Below are 16,232 nucleotides of genomic sequence, written 5' to 3'. Positions count from 1 at the left end.
CGCGTATTCTTCCGAAAATGTTATTTGCAAAATATTGCAACTATGATTCTTCTTGCTGCGTAAGTGCTCTGCGTATCGTGATTCGGTGAATGTCGTTGATGCTGAATGATTTGGCGGAGATTCCGAATGATAGGTCTTGATATTGAGAGTTGGGCGCTGACGCGAGCTCACCATATAGTCCTCAACGAGGGATTGAATCTTGCGAAGGCGGCGCAGGATCTGGATCGCAAACGGTCACGCACACTGGTCTACGAGCTTCAGAAAGTCATAGCCGCCGCCATCCTTGAAGCGCATGCAGCCAATGTGAATTCCGACGGGCCGCAGCCTGGCCACGGCGCCTAATCTTGCGTTGCTCTATATACGATAGCCGCCGGCTTAGGGGGGAAACCCGGCTACTGCTCGCGTCCTTTCCGGCAGATATCCATAGGTTAATTGCTTCAGGCCGACTAGGCGCCATAGCCGGCCTATGCCTTCCCGGTTTCCGCGTCGAGAGTTTCGATCAGCCTGGTCATGACGGCTCGGGCCGCATCGAGTTCGGCTGATGTGAACGACTGCCCGAGCCTATCGGCCCACTCCGCCTGCGCTATGTCGATCGCGGCGAGGCGGGTTTCGCCTTCATCGGTCAATCTAACCAGCTTGGCGCGCTGATGCTGCGGGTTGTCGACGTAGCTGATCAACCCGTCACCTTCGAGCGTATCCGCCAGCCGTTGCACGCCCTGCCGGGCAATCCCGAGCAGCCGGGCGATCTGCGCCACGGAATGCGCGCCACTTCGCGCGCCTGCAAGCACCTGCCAGCGAGCACTCGTCTGCCCGGTCGGCCTCGCCAAGTCGTCGCCGGCGGCGGTCAGCCGGCCTGCGAGCCGCAATGCGGTGATAGCAAATAGCGAGAAGGCATCGCCTCCGGCAGTCCGCTTCGGGCGATTTTGTTTGACAACATGTTGTCGTTTGTGTATCTCGTCAAGCATGACAACATATTGTCATGATCGGGCGCCATTGCAAAGGGCCGGAGGAGGAATTTCCATGAAAAAGACCTACACGGGCAGCTGTCACTGCGGCAAAATCCGCTACGAGGTCGATGCCGATCTCCAGGCCGGCACCGGCCGCTGCAATTGCTCGGTCTGCGGCAAGCGGCGCTATTGGGGCGCGGTCGTGAAGCCCGAGGATTTCCGTCTGCTATGCGAGGAGACGGCGGCCGCCGACTATCAGTTCGCAACGATGAGCGGCCACCACCGCTTCTGCCCGACATGTGGCCTGCATGCCTACGGGCACGGGCATATCCCCGAGATCGGCGGGGACTATGTTTCGATCAATATCGCCTGCCTCGACAACATATCTCCGGAGGAGCTTGCTGCGCTGCCCATCCGCTACATGGATGGGCGCCACGACAACTGGTGGAACGAGCCAGCGGTGACGAGCTACCTCTAGTTCAAGCCGGCAGCCTTGCAGCCCTGCTGCGTTCGGCGCGGAGGCCGAGCAGTCCGGCTCCCGTCACCAGAATGATCGCCGTTGCATAAAGGTCAGTAGTCAGCTGGTAGCCAAGCGATTTGGCGAGAAAGCCGGCGAGGATGGCCGGGAGGCTGAAAGCCAGATAGCTCTGGATATAGAAAGCGGACAGCAGACCGGCGCGTTCGTCGGCCTTGGCGAGCGGCATGATCGTGCCGATCGAACCAAGGAAGTTTGTGCCGAACCCGGCGCCCGCCAGGAGCGTGCCGACGAGCAGCAGCGGTACGTTGCCGAGGTGGACGCCGGCGACGACGGTCAGAATGCCAAGCGTGGTCGCGGTCGTGCCGAAACCGAGGTTGGCCGCACCGGACGTGCCGCGCCTGAGATAGACCGCAACCGCGCCCGAGACCATCAGCGCCGTTACGATCGCTCCGCCCGTCAGCGGCGCCCGGCTGCCGGTTGTGCTGGCGACCAGCGAGGGGACCAGCGAGAGATAGAAGCCGCCGAGCGTCCAATTTGCGATGTTGATCGGCGTGACCAGGGTGAGCGGACGCTTGACCTGCGGTGGGATCGAAATTGTCGGCTTCAGGGAGTTCCAGAATCCCGGCCGCCGGCCGCCGGTCTCGCGGGTCGCCCAGATGGCGCCGGCCTGTCCGATGAAGGCAGCGAGCAGGATGGCGTAGACGAGGTGAAGCGGGAAAGGTCCGTATTGGATCAAGGCGCTGGTGCCGATGGCGCCAACGGCCATGCCTGAGAGCGGTGCGATGGAGTTGACGAGCTGTCCCTTCGCGCGGTCGACGTCGACGAGCGCTGCGCCGATCGACGCGCCGGCGATGCCCGTCGCCAGGCCCTGCACAATCCGCGCAGCAATCAACCAGCCTGGGCCGCTTGCAACGACGAACAGCGCCATGGCGATGATCTCCATGACGAGGGCCGTGAAGATCACCGGCTTGCGGCCAAGGTGGTCGGAGATCGAGCCGGCGATGAGCAATGCGGCAAGAAGCGCGAAGGCATAGACCGCGAAGATTACCGTGATCAGCACCGGAGAGAGCGCGAGGTTTTCCTGATAGATCCGGTAGAGTGGTGTAGGCGCTGCCGAAGCGCCGAAGAAGGTCGCGAGCGTGATCGCGTGGAAAGGGATCGGATTGCGCGAGGTCGTTGTGGAATTGGCGGCGCGGAACATATATAAGCCTCTTAAAGCTAATTCGTTGCGTTAGCCATGTAGGTCGATCCGACACTAAAAGCAAATAATTTGCGTTAATGGATCGGTCAAAGATTTTGAACCATGCGCCGGGCGGGAAGACAGGACGTTAGAAATGGCAACAAAGGAAAATCTCCGGCCGGGTGGCCGCAGTGCCAGGGTGCAGGCTTCGGTGCATCAGGCGGTCCGCGAATTGCTTTCGGGCATGGAGCGCGCGGATGTCACGATCCCGCTGATTGCCGCAAAGGCCGGCGTCACCCCATCGACGATCTACCGTCGCTGGGGCGACCTGCAGGAATTACTGGCTGACGTGGCGGTCGAACGCCTGCGCCCCGATATGCAACCGATCGACACCGGCAGCGGCAGGGGAGACCTCGAAGCCTGGGCGGAACAATATGCCGAAGAAATGTCCTCCGACGTCGGACGCGAGATGATCCGCGACGTGTTGGCCGCGCAAGACAATGCCAATGCCTGCAAGTGCTGCGCCTTCACGCGAGAACAGATGGAACTGCTGAGTGAGCGGGCGCTTGCACGCGGCGAAAGCTTTCCGCCAGTCGACGCCGTGATGGATCAGGTCGTTGCGCCGATTATCTACCGCATTCTGTTCGGCGAGGTGCCGAGCGCGGAACGGGTGCGCAGCCTCGTGACCGACATGATGACGAAGGACATGGACGTCACTCCGCCGCCGTACGCTTCTGAGCGGAAATCTGCGTGATATAGGCCCTCAGCGCTGCCGGGCGCACGGGCTTGTGCTGGATGCCGATACCGTGCCGCTCGGCTTCGGCACGAACCTCGGGTGTGCGGTCTGCCGTCACGATGAGGGCCGGAATGAACGCCGTGAACCGTTCCCGGAGCGTGACGATGGCCGAAATGCCGGTGTCGTCGCCAAGGTGATAATCGGCGATAATCACATCGGGCGGTGCTTGGCGCGTATCAAGCGCGCGGACCGCCCGTAGCGAGTCCAGGCATCGAACCTCGCAGCCCCAGCCGCTGATCAGGAGCTGCATGCCTTCCAGAATATGCGGCTCGTTGTCGACGCACAGGACCTTCAGTCCCTTGAGGCTCTGCGCCGAATGCTCCATCGGTTGGGCAGCGCCGACGCGCTCGGCAAGCCGCGAGGCATCACGCGGCATGACGATCCGGAAATCCGTGCCCTTGCCGTGTGTTGAGTGCAGTTCCACCGGATGGTTGAGGACGCGCGCGATACGATCGACAATCGAGAGGCCGAGCCCCAAGCCGGAGGCCGTTTTGGCGCCTTCGTCGAGCCGGGCGAATTCCTTGAAGACGGTCCGGAACTTCGACGGCGGAATGCCGATCCCAGAATCCATGACCTGGATGACGACCTGACTTCCGCGCCGGCGCGCGCCGACCAGCACCTTGCCGTCGATCGTGTATTTGATCGCGTTGGAGACGAGGTTCTGCACCAGGCGGCGAAGCAGGTTGGGGTCGGAGCGAACCCGCAGCGAGGTGGGCATGACCACCAGCTTCAGCTTCTTTTCGCGGGCGATCGGCGCGAAGTCCGTCTGGATTCGCTCCAGCAGATCGGAAAGCGGCACGGAGGCGAGGCGCGGCCGCATCGCTCCGGTGTCAAGGCGCGAAATGTCAAGCACGGCGCCAAGGATGGTTTCGACCGATTCCAGCGCGGAATCGATGTTGCGAACGATCGCACTGCTTTCGGATTGGCCCATGCGCTCGACCAGCGCCGAGGAATAGAGCCGGGCGGCATTGAGCGGCTGCAGAATGTCGTGGCCGGCGGCGGCGAAAAAGCGGGTCTTCCCGAGGCTGGCTTCATCCGCCGCGGCCCGCGCCTCGCCGAGTTCGTGGTTGACGCGGGTGAGCTCTGCCGTGCGTTCGGCGACGCGCTGTTCCAGGGTTTCGTTCGCCTGCTTCAGGGCCCGGTCGGCGGCGACCCGCTGGCTGATGTCGGTGAAGGTTGCGACGATGCCCTTGTCCGGCATGGCATTGGAGCGGACTTCGATGATGCGCTCGCCGCCGCCAAGCACAAGTGCGAACGGCTTGTCCAGCGTCAGGAAGTGGCGAACGGTCTGGTTGACCTCGCCGGCCGGAACATCGCCGCGCTGGCTGAGGATTGCCACGATGTCGGCAAGCGGGAAACCCACTTGTCCGGCATTCTCCGGCAGGTCGAGCAACTGCCGGAAACGCCGGTTCCAGATCGTCAGGTTGTTCGAGCTGTCGAAGACCGCGATGCCCTGGTCCATCTGCGACAGTGCGGTCTGCAGCATGTCTTGGTTATATTGCAGCGCCTCGCTTGCCTGGTCGAGCAGCCAGGCGGTATCGGCGGAGGCGTCTTCCACCTTCTGAAGGATCAGCGACAGCACGAGTCGGGCCGACGAGGAGCCGATGGCGCTGCCGAGCAGCTGTTCGGTAAAGTGAATGAGCGCCATGTCGGCCGGCTGCTCATCCTCAAGATCGCGGCCCGAATTTTGCTGGTAGGTCTGGAACGACCGCTTCATGCGCTCCTCGCCAAGATAGCGCGAGACGGTTGCCTTCAGATCGCCGACGCTGATGCGGGTCTTCCAGCCGCGCGTCGCAAACTGCGTACGGGACTGCCGCTTGACGAAGATTCCGGCCTGGATGCGTTCGAGCGGTCGCGCATTGCGGGTCACCGAACCGATGACGAAGAAGGCCGTATTGACGAGCAGGCTCATCACCGTGGCGTTGACCAGCGGATCAGCAGCGTTACCCGTGAAGATCGTCGTGCCGGGAAAGATGAAGCCGAGCACGGCGCTTGCAACGCCCGAATAGTCCGGTCCGCCAAGCGAGGGCAGGAACAGCAGGTAGACCCAGATCACGAAGCCCGATGTCAGCCCGAGGATGGCGCCACGCGCGTTGGCCCGCCGCCAGACAAGGCCGCCGAAAAGGGCTGGCGCCATCTGCGCAATTGCGGCGAAGGAAAGGAGGCCGATCGAGGCTAGTCCCGTTGTGCTGTCGGTCGAGCGGTAATAGGCGTAGCCGAGCAGCAGCACCGCGAAGATCGCGCTGCGCCTGACGTTGAGCAGCGTCTTGGCGAAATCGTTGCGCTGTCCTGTACGGTCGGTCAGCTTTCGGTGCAGGAAGATCGGCATGATGATGTCGTTCGACACCATGATTGACAGCGCGACCGACGCGACGATCACCATCGCCGTCGCGGCTGAAAAGCCGCCGATGAACGTGATCAGCGAGACGACCGGCATCCGCCCGGCAAGCGGCAGCGAGAGCATGTAGAGGTCTGCGTTGCCGTTGCCGCCGAACGTCAGCAGGCCACCGATCGCCACTGGCAGCACGAAGAGATTGATGGCGACGAGATAAAGCGGGAACAGCAAGCCGGCGAGTCGAAGCTCACGCGCCGTTCTATTCTCGACAACCGTGACGTGGAATTGCCTTGGTAGCATGATGATGGCGAAGGCCGACAGCAGAATCAGCGTGACCCAGCGGCTGATCGGCGTCTGGTAGTGTAGCGCTGAGAGCACGAGCTGGTTCTCGGCCGCCTTCTCCCAGAGATCGGAGGGCCCATCGAACAGGAACCAGATGACGCAGACGCCGGCTGTGAGGAAGGCGAAAAGCTTGACGACGGACTCCATGGCGATGGCGAGGATCAATCCGTCCTGGTGCTCCGTCGCATCCGTGTGGCGTGTGCCGAACATGATCGCGAAGCAGGCGAGTACGAGCGTTACGAGCAGCGGCAGGTCAAGAAAATAGAGATTGCCGCTGCCGATGCCGTAATCCGACGGGTTGAGCATCGCCGTTACCGTACTCGATACCGATTTAAGCTGCAGCGCGATGTAGGGAATGGCGCCGACGAGCGAAATCAGTGCCACGATGGTCGCGACGGTCGGGTTCTTGCCATAGCGCGCGGAAATGAAGTCGGCGACCGATGTCAGCTTCTCGCCCTTGGCAAGCTCGATGATCCGTCGCAGCAGCGGCATGCCGAGCGTGAAGACGAGGATTGGCCCGATATAAATGCCAAGGAATTCTAGTCCGCGCTGCGATGCCAGCCCGACGCCGCCGAAATAGGTCCAGGACGTGCAGTAGATCGCAAGACTGAATGCATAGACGACCGGTCGCCCGCCTGGTGGCGTGCCGAACATCCGGCGCCTGCGATCGCCATGGCTCGCCACTGCAAAGAGCAACAGCAGATAGCCGAAAGCAGATGCGACTATGACCCAGCCTGGCAGCATCGAACCTCCACCAGCGCATCGGCGCCGGTCTCCTGAAGTTCCAAGATTAGGGTAATTTCAAAGCTTTGAACATCGGGTGGGCCCTAGGCCTTAAGTCAAAGACCGCTGAGGGCGGTGATAAATTGTAATTGGCAATTGAATAATTGCATCGAAGATGTAGCTAATGAAAACAATGACCTGTCAGTGCGACTGCATCAGAGGGAGACGGATCGAATGCTCAATGAGTTCAAAGCATTTATCGCCCGCGGCAATGTCATGGACCTTGCTGTCGGCGTTATCATCGGCGGTGCCTTTGGCGGCATCGTCAAGTCGCTGGTGGACGATGTCATCATGCCGATCGTCGGTGCCGTGTTTGGTGGGTTCGACTTCTCGAACTACTTCATCGGCCTGTCTTCCAATGTGAACGCACAGACCCTGGGCGCCGCGCGCCAGCAGGGCGCGGTTCTGGCCTATGGCAGCTTCATCACGGTGCTGATCAACTTTCTCATCCTTGCATGGATCATCTTCCTGATGGTCAAGGGCGTGAATACGCTGCAGAAGCAGGTGGACAAGCAGCTGAAGATCAAGGAGGCCAACGAAGAGGCGGCCGCACCGCCGGCCGATGTGGCGCTGCTGACGGAAATCCGCGACCTGCTGGCCAAGCGTTCCGCGTGAGTTTAAGAATTGGTCCTGCCGTTGCGGCGGGACCAATCATCACGAAAATCGATATCGCATCACCGATTGTCATGGGATTTGCCGCCGCGTTTGCTTTATGTAGGCGAAAACCGGAGTGATGCATGTCGATTGTCAGCAGCCTTAGCCCGCGTGCCGTTCTGGCGCCCGAAAGTGGAATCGTCGAAGTCGTCAATTATGCCCGTGGCCGCGATGGCCTTCTGCCGCTTTGGGTCGGCGAGGGAGATCTCTCGACGCCTGATTTCATCAACAAGGCGGCGATTGACGCGCTGTCGGGCGGTGAGACCTTCTATACCTATCAGCGCGGCATTCCGGAGCTGCGCCAAGCGCTGTCGGACTACTATGCTAGGCATTTCGACATCACCCTGCCCGTCGAGCATTTCTACGTCACCGGTTCCGGCATGCAGGCGATCCAGATTGCCGTGCAGGCTATGACGTCGCCTGGGGACGAACTCGTTTACCTGACGCCCGCCTGGCCGAACATTGCGGCCGCCTTGGAAATTGCCGGCGCCCGTTCAGTCGGCGTCCAACTGACTTTCGAGGGCGGCAGGTGGGCGGTCGATCTCGACCGTATCGCGGCTGCAATCACGCCGAAGATGAAGGGGCTGTTTATCAACACGCCGTCCAATCCGACCGGCTGGACCGCAACCAGGGACGACCTCGTGGCCATCCTGGCGCTGGCGCGCAAGCATGATCTCTGGATCATGGCCGACGAGATTTATGCGCGCTATTACTTTGCCGGCGGCCGCGCACCGTCCTTCCTCGATGTCATGGAGCCGGACGACAAGGTGATGTTCGTCAACTCCTTCTCGAAGAACTGGTCGATGACCGGCTGGCGTGTCGGCTGGATCGTTGCCCCGCCGCAAACCGGCCAGGTGCTCGAAAACCTCATCCAGTATTCGACCTCCGGCGTGGCGCAGTTCATGCAGCGAGGGGCGGTTGCCGCCCTGAACGATGGCGACGCATTCGTGCGGTCCAACATCGACAAGGCCAAGCGCTCCCGCGACGTCCTTTGCGACGCGCTGATTGCCACGAACCGTGTCGAGACGCTGAAGCCGGATGGCGCGCTCTATGCATTTCTGAAGATCGACGGGGTGAAAGACAGCCGCAAGGCAGCCATCGACATCGTCGACAAAATCGGCGTCGGATTGGCACCGGGAACGGCCTTCGGGCCGGGCGGCGAGCTCTTCCTACGCGCCTGCTTCCTGCGCGATCCGGCGCAGATCCAGATAGCGGCCGACAGACTGTGCGATTACATCCTGAAACTTTGATAGCATCTGCGGCTGGGTTGCCCGCGCCTACGTGGCAGCTCATGAACCGCGGGCGGCCTCGTTTTACGAGGCTTTGTCGCGACCTGCCGCGTTAAGCGCCTGCACGCTGGCGGCGGCGACCAAGCCGGTCAGGACGATGCCGGAAAGTCCGATCAGTATGGCGAGCATCCGCGCCACGGTATGCTTGGGTGCAAGGTCGCCGTAGCCGATCGTGAGACCCGTGATGAAGGTGAAGTAAAAGGTTTCGCCGATCCGCCAACCCTCGATCTGTCCGATGACAATGCCGGATCCGACCATGACGACAAGGATTCCGGAGAAGATGGGCCAGAGTATGGAAACCTGCTGGAACAGCGCGGCAAAGAACAGTCGTCTCATTCGTTTTGCTTGGGACCTGGAGCTTACCGCCATGGCCATTTGCCTTCCGAGTCGTGCGATATGCTTGCCGTGCCTGCAAGCAAGTACGTCCAGCTGCACAGGGCTGCGTTATGGAAAGCGTGGCCGAGAAGGTTTTCAGTCACCAGGACCGCCGTCGCGGCAACGGACCGCCCCTGGCAGATCTCAAGCTCCTGCGGCGACGGTCCCCATAGCCGTATCTGCGAAACGCCGTCCCAAAGCGAGCGCCCCTGGTTTTGCAGCACGCGGAGATCTCGCAGGAGTGTCCTGTCGGTGAGCCGGGTTGCCGCGTCGACATCGTTCGCCGCTTCGAAGGCGACGATACCGCGCTCCGAGATTTCGGCCACATAAACGGTCATTTTCGGTCCTTTCGCGAGAAGACTATCGGACGGCATGCGAAGACGGGCAGTGAACGACGACGCGCTCGTAAACCCGCTTGCTGAGGTGATTGCCGCTTTCGGAAGGCAGCGGCATCACGACGGATTCGTGGGAGGCAAGACAAACAACGTGAACGCGAAAATTGCATAAAGCGCCAGAGCCATGACGCCGGCATACCAGGCTCCACGGCCGCCATTGGACAAGAGGGTGGCGGCCAAGGTGGCGACGATCATCATCGTTACTGCGCCCCGCCAAAACTGCAAAGTCATGGGTTCCGGACCGATGAAATAGCTGACGAGCACCAATATCGGCGCGACAAACAAGGCAATTTGGGCCGCGCTGCCCAGCGCAATGCCGACACTGAGGTCCAGGCGATTTGCACGGGCAGCCGAAAACGCGGTGGTCATCTCGGCGGCTGCACCTACCAAGGCTACGACAATGAAACCTACAAATGCCGGCGTCATCCCGAGGTGCTCGGCGGCGGCCTGAACTGAACCGACGAATATCTCGCTGACCAGCGCAACTAGCAGCGTCACGATAACCAATAGCACGATGCTCAGGCCAAGCGGCCAGGGTTTTTCGTCTTCGCCCGCGTGGCTCACGCTTGCGAAAAGCTCGCGGTGTGTCCGCAACGAAAACAACATACCCAGCGCATAGACGGCAATGAGAAGGATTGCCAATCCAAGGCTCAGCTTTTGGGACACGTCGAGTGCGGGAGGCTGGTCCACCTCGCTGATCAGAGATGGGACCAGGACCGCAATCGTCGCAAGGAACAGGAGGCAGGCCTGAAAGCGGGCGTTGACCCTATTGAATTCCTGAACATGATGCTTGAGCCCCCCGAGTAGGAAGGCACCTCCCAGCATGAACAGGGTATTGGTGACGATCGCTCCGGCGAGCGACGCCTTGACCAACAGATATTGACCGGCCTGCAAGGCCGCGAGAGAGATCACCAGTTCGGTCAGGTTCCCGAGAGTAGCATTGAGTAAGCCGCCGACTGCGTCTCCGGTCCTGGCCGCAACCGCTTCGGTTGCGCGGCTCAGGAGTGCGGCCAAAGGTACGATCGCGACGACCGAAGCAAGGAACAACAGGGTGTGGCGATCGGGAAAAATCCGTTCCAGAAGAATGACGACAGGCACGAAAACGATCAACCCGAGAACCGGTGCATGATGGATTTCGTCGATGATGGCCCGTCCCATCGAAGACGGCGCGATGGAAGGTCTTTCGTCAAGAGTGCCCATGTCTTTTCTCCGGAATCGGAGCGACGACCTGTGACGAAGGCTACCACCTTTTATAATTGCTGTCGCGGCAGTCCTGAACTTGCTGGTGCACGCTAATTCAGCTTTACGACGTCATCCGGCTTCGGGATTGTCAGATCAGCTTTGTCGAGCCAGTTGAGGCGCAGGTCTCTCAACCCGTATCCGCCGGCTCGCAGCGCGGTCCGCCGCCCCGTCCGAGGCCAAGAACGAGACCAGTATCTTGGGGCGACGCGATTTCCTAGGGAAGAAGGTGCCATTCGCGTGTTTGGGTTCGTCTCCTTGCTCGGGCCTCCGAACCACGGTCGGATCATAGACGTGCCGGCTATACAGCTTGGGCATGTTTGGTGTAGCAATTCCCTTAGGGGTTTAGCTCGGGGGTGGGTCTTGGTCAGGAAGATAATTTCCCTCGTTCTGGGAACGGTTCTCGTAATCTCAGGGGTCTACGGCCTCCTGTACCTGCTGTTCTTCACCGTCAATCCCGTCAGAATCCTGTATTTCCTGATTCCCGGTGGATTGCTCGCCATTGGGATAGTGATCCTGTGGGAAGACCTTGCGGAATTGCTTCGACGGCGCTGAAGCTCCCCGAAATGGCACATCGATAAAATTCTAGCGGATGTAGAAATCGGGCTCTAACCACGCCATCAAACTTACCGGCGCGGATGCCCCCGAGGGCGCATTCGATAGGAGATTCTGAAAGGAAAAACGGCGTCAGATGCACCCGCGTGTATGAAAACGGGGATGCAGGACATGGCAATTTTGGTCACGGGCGGCGCGGGCTACATCGGCAGCCACATGGTCTGGACATTGCTGGATGCAGGCGAGGACGTCGTCGTGCTGGACAATCTTTCGACCGGCTTTCGCTGGGCGGTCTCTCCGCGCGCGCGCTTCTATCTCGGCGATGTGTCCGATACCCAGGTGTTGAAGACAATCTTCATCGAGAACGACATCGAAGCCATCATCCATTTTGCCGGTTCGGCGATCGTGCCCGTATCCGTTGCCGATCCACTTGCCTATTATGACAATAACTCCGGTAAGACGCGGGCGCTGTTGAGCGCCGCGATCACCGCCGGCATTCGCCATTTCGTCTTCTCCTCCACTGCCGCCGTCTACGGGCCGCAGAAGACATCCGAACCGGTGAAGGAAACCGCGCCGCTCAAGCCGGAAAATCCCTACGGTCAGTCCAAGCTGATGACGGAATTCATGCTGCGGGACGCCGCGGCAGCCTACGATTTCGATTACGTCGCGCTGCGCTACTTCAATGTCGCCGGCGCCGATCCGCTCCGACGCAGCGGCCAATCCACGTCAGGAGCGACACACCTGATCAAGGTCGCTTGCGAGGCCGCGCTTGGCAAACGCGGCGGCGTTCATGTCTACGGCATCGACTATCCGACCCATGACGGCACCGGCGTGCGCGACTACATCCATGTCAGCGATCTCACGGAGGCTCACCTGAGTGCTCTGCAGCATTTGCGCCGTGGCAGCGGCTCGCTGGTCGCCAATTGCGGCTACGGCACCGGCTATTCGGTACTCGACGTCCTCAACATGGTCACGCGCCTGCACGGGCACTCCTTCAAGGTACAGATTGCGCCGAGACGCCCGGGCGATGCCGCAAGCGTCGTCGCGGACTCCGGCCTTGCCCAGCGCGTTCTGGACTGGAAGCCGAAGCACGATTCGCTGGAGACGATCGTTCAAAGCGCGCTCGACTGGGAACAGTTTCTGCTCAACCGCAACGCCGACGACCTCCAGAGTCTCCACCGGGCGCTCGCCGCCGCGTCGTTCTGAGACCCAAAGCAATCCTTGACCTCCGCCGGCGGCCATCGACTATGCCGCCGAGTGCGGTAAGGTGACGTCACGCAGCAATGCCGGTTCGCTCCAAGCGAGGTTCCGGATTGCGGCGAAGCGATGTCTGCGGAAGCGAGGAGGTCAGCATGCGGGACGAGGTTCAGCACAGTGAGGTGATTGTCGAACGGCGTGCATCGGCCGGCATCATCCGCCTCAATCGGCCGCGTGCGCTAAACAGCCTGACACTCGACATGGTCCGCGCCTTTGCCGCTGCAATGGACGACTTCGCGGCGGACGCCAATATCGCCACCGTGATCGTATCGGGAGAAGGAGGGCGTGGCTTCTGCGCCGGTGGCGACATCCGCGCGCTGCACGAAAGCGGCAGCACGGGCACCGATCTGGCCATGACCTTCTGGCGCGAAGAGTTTCGCCTGAACCACCGCATCGCGACCTTTCCGAAGCCCTATGTGGCGCTGATGGACGGCATCACCATGGGCGGCGGCGTCGGTCTGTCATCGCATGGCCGCCACCGCGTCGTGACCGAACGAACCAAGCTTGCCATGCCGGAAACCGGGATCGGCTATTTTCCGGATGTCGGGGCGACGTGGCTGCTGCCGCGCGCGCCGGGTGAGGCCGGCACCTGGATGGGGCTGACGGGACTGACCATCGACGCGGCTGATATCATCTATACCGGTCTGGCCGACCACCACGTCGCCTCCTTCCGGCTGCCTGACATCGTCGAGACGCTTGCAGAGCTGCCGCGAAACGTGGGGCCGCGCGATGTCGAGGCGGTGTTGAAGAACCTCTCCAGCGATCCAGGAACGAGCGCCGTCAAAAGCAACAGAGACCTTATCGAGCGCAGCTTTCATTTCGGCACCGTCGAGGAAATCAGCCATGCACTGCAAAAGGAGCCCGGCGACTTTGCAGCCGAAACGCTGCGGATCATCCAGACGCGCTCCCCGACCAGCCTGAAGCTTGCGCTTCGTCTCCTGCGCCAGGGTCGGCAAAGCAGGACCCTTGCCGAATGCCTGAACCGCGAACTCGGCGCCTGCCAGCAGATATTGAAAAGCCCGGATTTCTACGAGGGCATACGCGCCGCCATTATCGACAAGGATCGTAAACCACACTGGATGCCGGCGACACCAGAGGCGGTCGATCAGGCCGCCATCGATGCCTTCTTCCGGCCTCCGGAGCCGCCGCTCGCCCTCTAATACAAGCCTTAGCGCCACATGCCGCGCATGCGTGCACCAACATCGACACGTACCTGTCGCGCCTGATGCGAGGCGCCGCCATCGGTTCTGGCCTGCGGCCAGCCGACCGCCTCGAAGAACTGCAGCAGTGTCGCCGGGATGAAGCGGGTGCGCGACGCATAGACATGCCGGTCGCCCTGGGCGTTCTGGCCGTGCGTGAAGAAGCGCTGCGGCACGACAAGATCGAGATTGTCCTTGGCGCGGGTCATGGCGACGTAGAGCAGTCGCCGCTCCTCCTCGATCTCGGCGCGGGTTCCAACGGCGAGGTCGGATGGGATGCAGCCATCGACGACGTTCAGCATGAACACTCGCGTCCATTCCTGCCCCTTGGCGGAATGGATCGTGGAGAGGATTAGATAGTCGTCATCGAGCAGTGGCACGCCGGCCTGATCGCTGGTCGCATCCGGCGGGTCGAGCGTCAGTTCGGTCAGGAAGCGCTCGCGGGAAGGATAACCGCCGGCGATCTGCTCGAGTTGCAGAAGGTCGGCCTGGCGGGTCGAGGCATCCTCGTGTAGGCGTTCGAGGTGCGGCGAATACCACTCGCGCACGAGGCCGATCTCCGCCGGCCAACCGGCCTTGCCTGTCTTCACCTCCTGCAGCATCGCAACGAAGGCCGTCCAATCCTCGCCGGAACGGGGCGGAGCCGGCAGTTCGGCAAGCACCTGAATCGGGCTCGCATTCGCTGCCATCTGGTCGACGACGCGCTGCGCGGTCGAAGGGCCGACGCCCGGAAGCAGTTGCATCAGCCTGAAGCCGGCGACGCGGTCGCGCGGATTCTGTGCGAAGCGCAGGGCGGCCAGCATGTCCTTCACATGCGCGCTGTCGAGGAACTTCAGCCCGCCGAATTTCACGAAAGGAATGTTGCGGCGGGTAAGCTCCACTTCGAGCGCGCCGCTATGATGGGAGGCGCGGAAAAGCACCGACTGCTGCTTGAGCTTCACGCCTTCTTCGCGATTCTCCAGCACCTTGTCCGCAACATATCGCGCTTGGTCGGCTTCGTCGCGCACGGTGACGAGCCTTGGACGTTGGGCCGACTGGCGCTCCGTCCAGAGGTTCTTGGTGAAGCGTTCCGAGGCAAGATCGATGACTGCGTTGGCCGCTGCGAGGATCGTCTGGGTCGAGCGGTAGTTACGATCGAGCGTGATGATATTGGCCGACGGGCTGAACGCCGAGGGGAAGTCGAGGATGTTGCGCACGGTGGCTGCGCGAAAGGAATAGATCGACTGCGCATCGTCGCCGACGACAGTCAGGCCTTGCCCGCCGGGCTTCAATGCGAGCAGGATCGATGCCTGCAGGCGGTTCGTATCCTGGTACTCGTCGACCAGTACATGATCGAAACGGCTGCCGATATCGTCCGCGATGATCGGCTCGCTGACCATCTGCGCCCAGTAGAGGAGCAGATCGTCATAATCGAGAATGTTCTGGTTCTGCTTGGCTTCGACATAGGCGCCGAAGAGCTCCCGCAACTGATTTTCCCAAGCCGAACACCAGGGAAAGGCGTCGCGCAGCACTAGGCTGAGCTCGCTTTCCGAATTGACCACGCGCGAATAGATCGCAAGGCAGGTGCCCTTCGTCGGAAATCGGCTCTCCATCTTCGAGAAGCCCAGCTCGTGCCGGATGAGGTTCATAAGATCGGCGCTGTCTTCGCGATCGTGGATGGTGAAGGCGGGGTCGATGCCGATCTGCTCGGCATACTCACGCAGGAGCCGAGCCCCAATCCCGTGAAACGTCCCGCTCCAGGCAAGCGCATCCGCCATGATGCCGGAATTGCTGCCCAGCACCTGGGCGCAGATGCGCTCGACGCGGCGCGCCATCTCGGCGGCTGCACGCCGGGAAAACGTCATCAGCAGGATCCGGCGCGGATCGGCGCCCTTGACGATCAGGTGGGCAACGCGGTGCGCCAGCGTGTTCGTCTTTCCCGATCCGGCACCGGCCATGACGAGCAGCGGCCCGGCAACATGGGTGCCATCAGTGATCGTGCCGTATTCGACGGCCGCGCGCTGCTGGGGATTGAGCTTTTCAAGATACATTCAGCCGTCCGGTTGCTTCGGCGGAGAATCGCACCGCGGAAATATTCGACGTTCCTTGAATGTTCTCGAAGGGCGCCGCTGTCAAGAACCGTTTCGTGAGGGGAAATCGGGCACGATAACACGTCGGGTCAGCTTCAGGGTGCGATCCGGCTGCAGGATATAGGTTTCCTTAACCCTGCTGCCGGTCGAATCGTAGAAGGAATTGTAGATGACACTGCCGGGCGGCGATTTCGTCAGCTTCGTGCGCGGTTGTCCGCCATAGGTGATGCTGCCCGGGATCGGCTGTACCTCGGTCGAACTGTCCGTGGTACAGCCCGATAGCATCGCGACCGATAGAATTGTCGGAAGCAGAACTTTCATCGTTGCAACCCCTACCCT

The 16,232-nt window shown here is 61.3% G+C and carries 16 protein-coding genes; 8 read left to right on the top strand and 8 right to left on the bottom strand.

All coding sequences use genetic code 11. The features are described 5' to 3' along the window. Positions 1–126 precede the first annotated feature (126 nt). Entirely contained in the window at positions 127–342 is a 216-nt protein-coding gene (locus tag FHX09_RS14445) for a hypothetical protein (protein ID WP_132592485.1), read from the top strand. Positions 343–464: 122 nt separating this feature from the next. Here FHX09_RS14445 and FHX09_RS14440 read toward each other — a convergent pair whose 3' ends face one another. Continuing rightward, a complete protein-coding gene (locus FHX09_RS14440) occupies positions 465–965 on the bottom strand; it encodes a MarR family transcriptional regulator (RefSeq protein ID WP_132592483.1) in 501 nt (166 codons plus the stop codon). A gap of 55 nt (positions 966–1,020) precedes the next feature. Between FHX09_RS14440 and FHX09_RS14435 the strand changes: the two genes are divergently transcribed. Next, a complete protein-coding gene (locus FHX09_RS14435) occupies positions 1,021–1,425 on the top strand; it encodes a GFA family protein (protein WP_007796389.1) in 405 nt (134 codons plus the stop codon). Between the two features lies 1 nt (position 1,426). Here the strand turns inward: FHX09_RS14435 and FHX09_RS14430 are convergent, their stop codons facing one another. Next, the gene (locus FHX09_RS14430) at positions 1,427–2,626 is read right to left on the bottom strand and encodes an MFS transporter (protein ID WP_132592481.1); all 1,200 of its coding nucleotides are present in this window, start codon (positions 2,624–2,626) and stop codon (positions 1,427–1,429) included. A 133-nt stretch (positions 2,627–2,759) separates the two neighbouring features. On the opposite strand from FHX09_RS14430, the gene FHX09_RS14425 reads away from it, so the two are divergent. After that, a complete protein-coding gene (locus tag FHX09_RS14425; RefSeq protein ID WP_183718831.1) occupies positions 2,760–3,359 on the top strand; it encodes a TetR/AcrR family transcriptional regulator in 600 nt (199 codons plus the stop codon). Here the strand turns inward: FHX09_RS14425 and FHX09_RS14420 are convergent. Further along, positions 3,319–6,822, bottom strand: a complete 3,504-nt coding sequence (locus FHX09_RS14420) for a PAS-domain containing protein (RefSeq protein ID WP_132592477.1) — start codon at positions 6,820–6,822, stop codon at positions 3,319–3,321. The two genes, FHX09_RS14425 and FHX09_RS14420, sit on opposite strands and share 41 nt — an antisense overlap. A gap of 213 nt (positions 6,823–7,035) precedes the next feature. Between FHX09_RS14420 and mscL the strand changes: the two genes are divergently transcribed. Together mscL and FHX09_RS14410 are read left to right on the top strand one after the other, a co-directional pair. Continuing rightward, positions 7,036–7,476: a large conductance mechanosensitive channel protein MscL gene (gene mscL, locus FHX09_RS14415; protein WP_132592475.1), complete on the top strand. Its 441-nt coding sequence runs from the start codon at positions 7,036–7,038 to the stop codon at positions 7,474–7,476. Positions 7,477–7,598: 122 nt separating this feature from the next. After that, complete coding sequence (locus FHX09_RS14410) at positions 7,599–8,765, top strand: pyridoxal phosphate-dependent aminotransferase (protein ID WP_184450257.1); 1,167 nt, start codon at positions 7,599–7,601, stop codon at positions 8,763–8,765. A 63-nt stretch (positions 8,766–8,828) separates the two neighbouring features. Here the strand turns inward: FHX09_RS14410 and FHX09_RS14405 are convergent, their stop codons facing one another. From FHX09_RS14405 to cax, 3 genes are all read right to left on the bottom strand, one after another. Continuing rightward, on the bottom strand, positions 8,829–9,140 hold the full coding sequence (locus FHX09_RS14405; protein WP_132592471.1) for a potassium channel family protein: 312 nt from the start codon (positions 9,138–9,140) through the stop codon (positions 8,829–8,831). 23 nt (positions 9,141–9,163) lie between these two features. Further along, the gene (locus tag FHX09_RS14400) at positions 9,164–9,517 is read right to left on the bottom strand and encodes a hypothetical protein (RefSeq protein WP_184450255.1); all 354 of its coding nucleotides are present in this window, start codon (positions 9,515–9,517) and stop codon (positions 9,164–9,166) included. 114 nt (positions 9,518–9,631) lie between these two features. Then, on the bottom strand, positions 9,632–10,774 hold the full coding sequence (cax, locus tag FHX09_RS14395; RefSeq protein ID WP_132592469.1) for a calcium/proton exchanger: 1,143 nt from the start codon (positions 10,772–10,774) through the stop codon (positions 9,632–9,634). A gap of 402 nt (positions 10,775–11,176) precedes the next feature. Here cax and FHX09_RS14390 point away from each other — a divergent pair, with 402 nt between their 5' ends. From FHX09_RS14390 to FHX09_RS14380, 3 genes are all read left to right on the top strand, one after another. Further along, a complete protein-coding gene (locus tag FHX09_RS14390; protein ID WP_037083363.1) occupies positions 11,177–11,368 on the top strand; it encodes a hypothetical protein in 192 nt (63 codons plus the stop codon). Between the two features lie 171 nt (positions 11,369–11,539). Then, complete coding sequence (gene galE, locus FHX09_RS14385; RefSeq protein ID WP_132592467.1) at positions 11,540–12,574, top strand: UDP-glucose 4-epimerase GalE; 1,035 nt, start codon at positions 11,540–11,542, stop codon at positions 12,572–12,574. 146 nt (positions 12,575–12,720) lie between these two features. After that, positions 12,721–13,785, top strand: coding sequence for an enoyl-CoA hydratase/isomerase family protein (locus FHX09_RS14380; protein ID WP_184450253.1), 1,065 nt, complete (start codon positions 12,721–12,723; stop codon positions 13,783–13,785). Between the two features lie 8 nt (positions 13,786–13,793). Here FHX09_RS14380 and FHX09_RS14375 read toward each other — a convergent pair whose 3' ends face one another. Then, a complete protein-coding gene (locus FHX09_RS14375) occupies positions 13,794–15,854 on the bottom strand; it encodes an ATP-dependent helicase (RefSeq protein ID WP_132592463.1) in 2,061 nt (686 codons plus the stop codon). 81 nt (positions 15,855–15,935) lie between these two features. Further along, positions 15,936–16,214, bottom strand: a complete 279-nt coding sequence (locus FHX09_RS14370) for a hypothetical protein (protein ID WP_007796432.1) — start codon at positions 16,212–16,214, stop codon at positions 15,936–15,938. Positions 16,215–16,232: the final 18 nt, after the last annotated feature.

The organism is Rhizobium sp. BK538, assembly GCF_014197575.1.
Taxonomy (GTDB): Bacteria; Pseudomonadota; Alphaproteobacteria; order Rhizobiales; family Rhizobiaceae; genus Rhizobium.
Note: the sequence above shows the minus strand (reverse complement) of the source record. Positions and strands in the feature narration are given on the sequence as shown.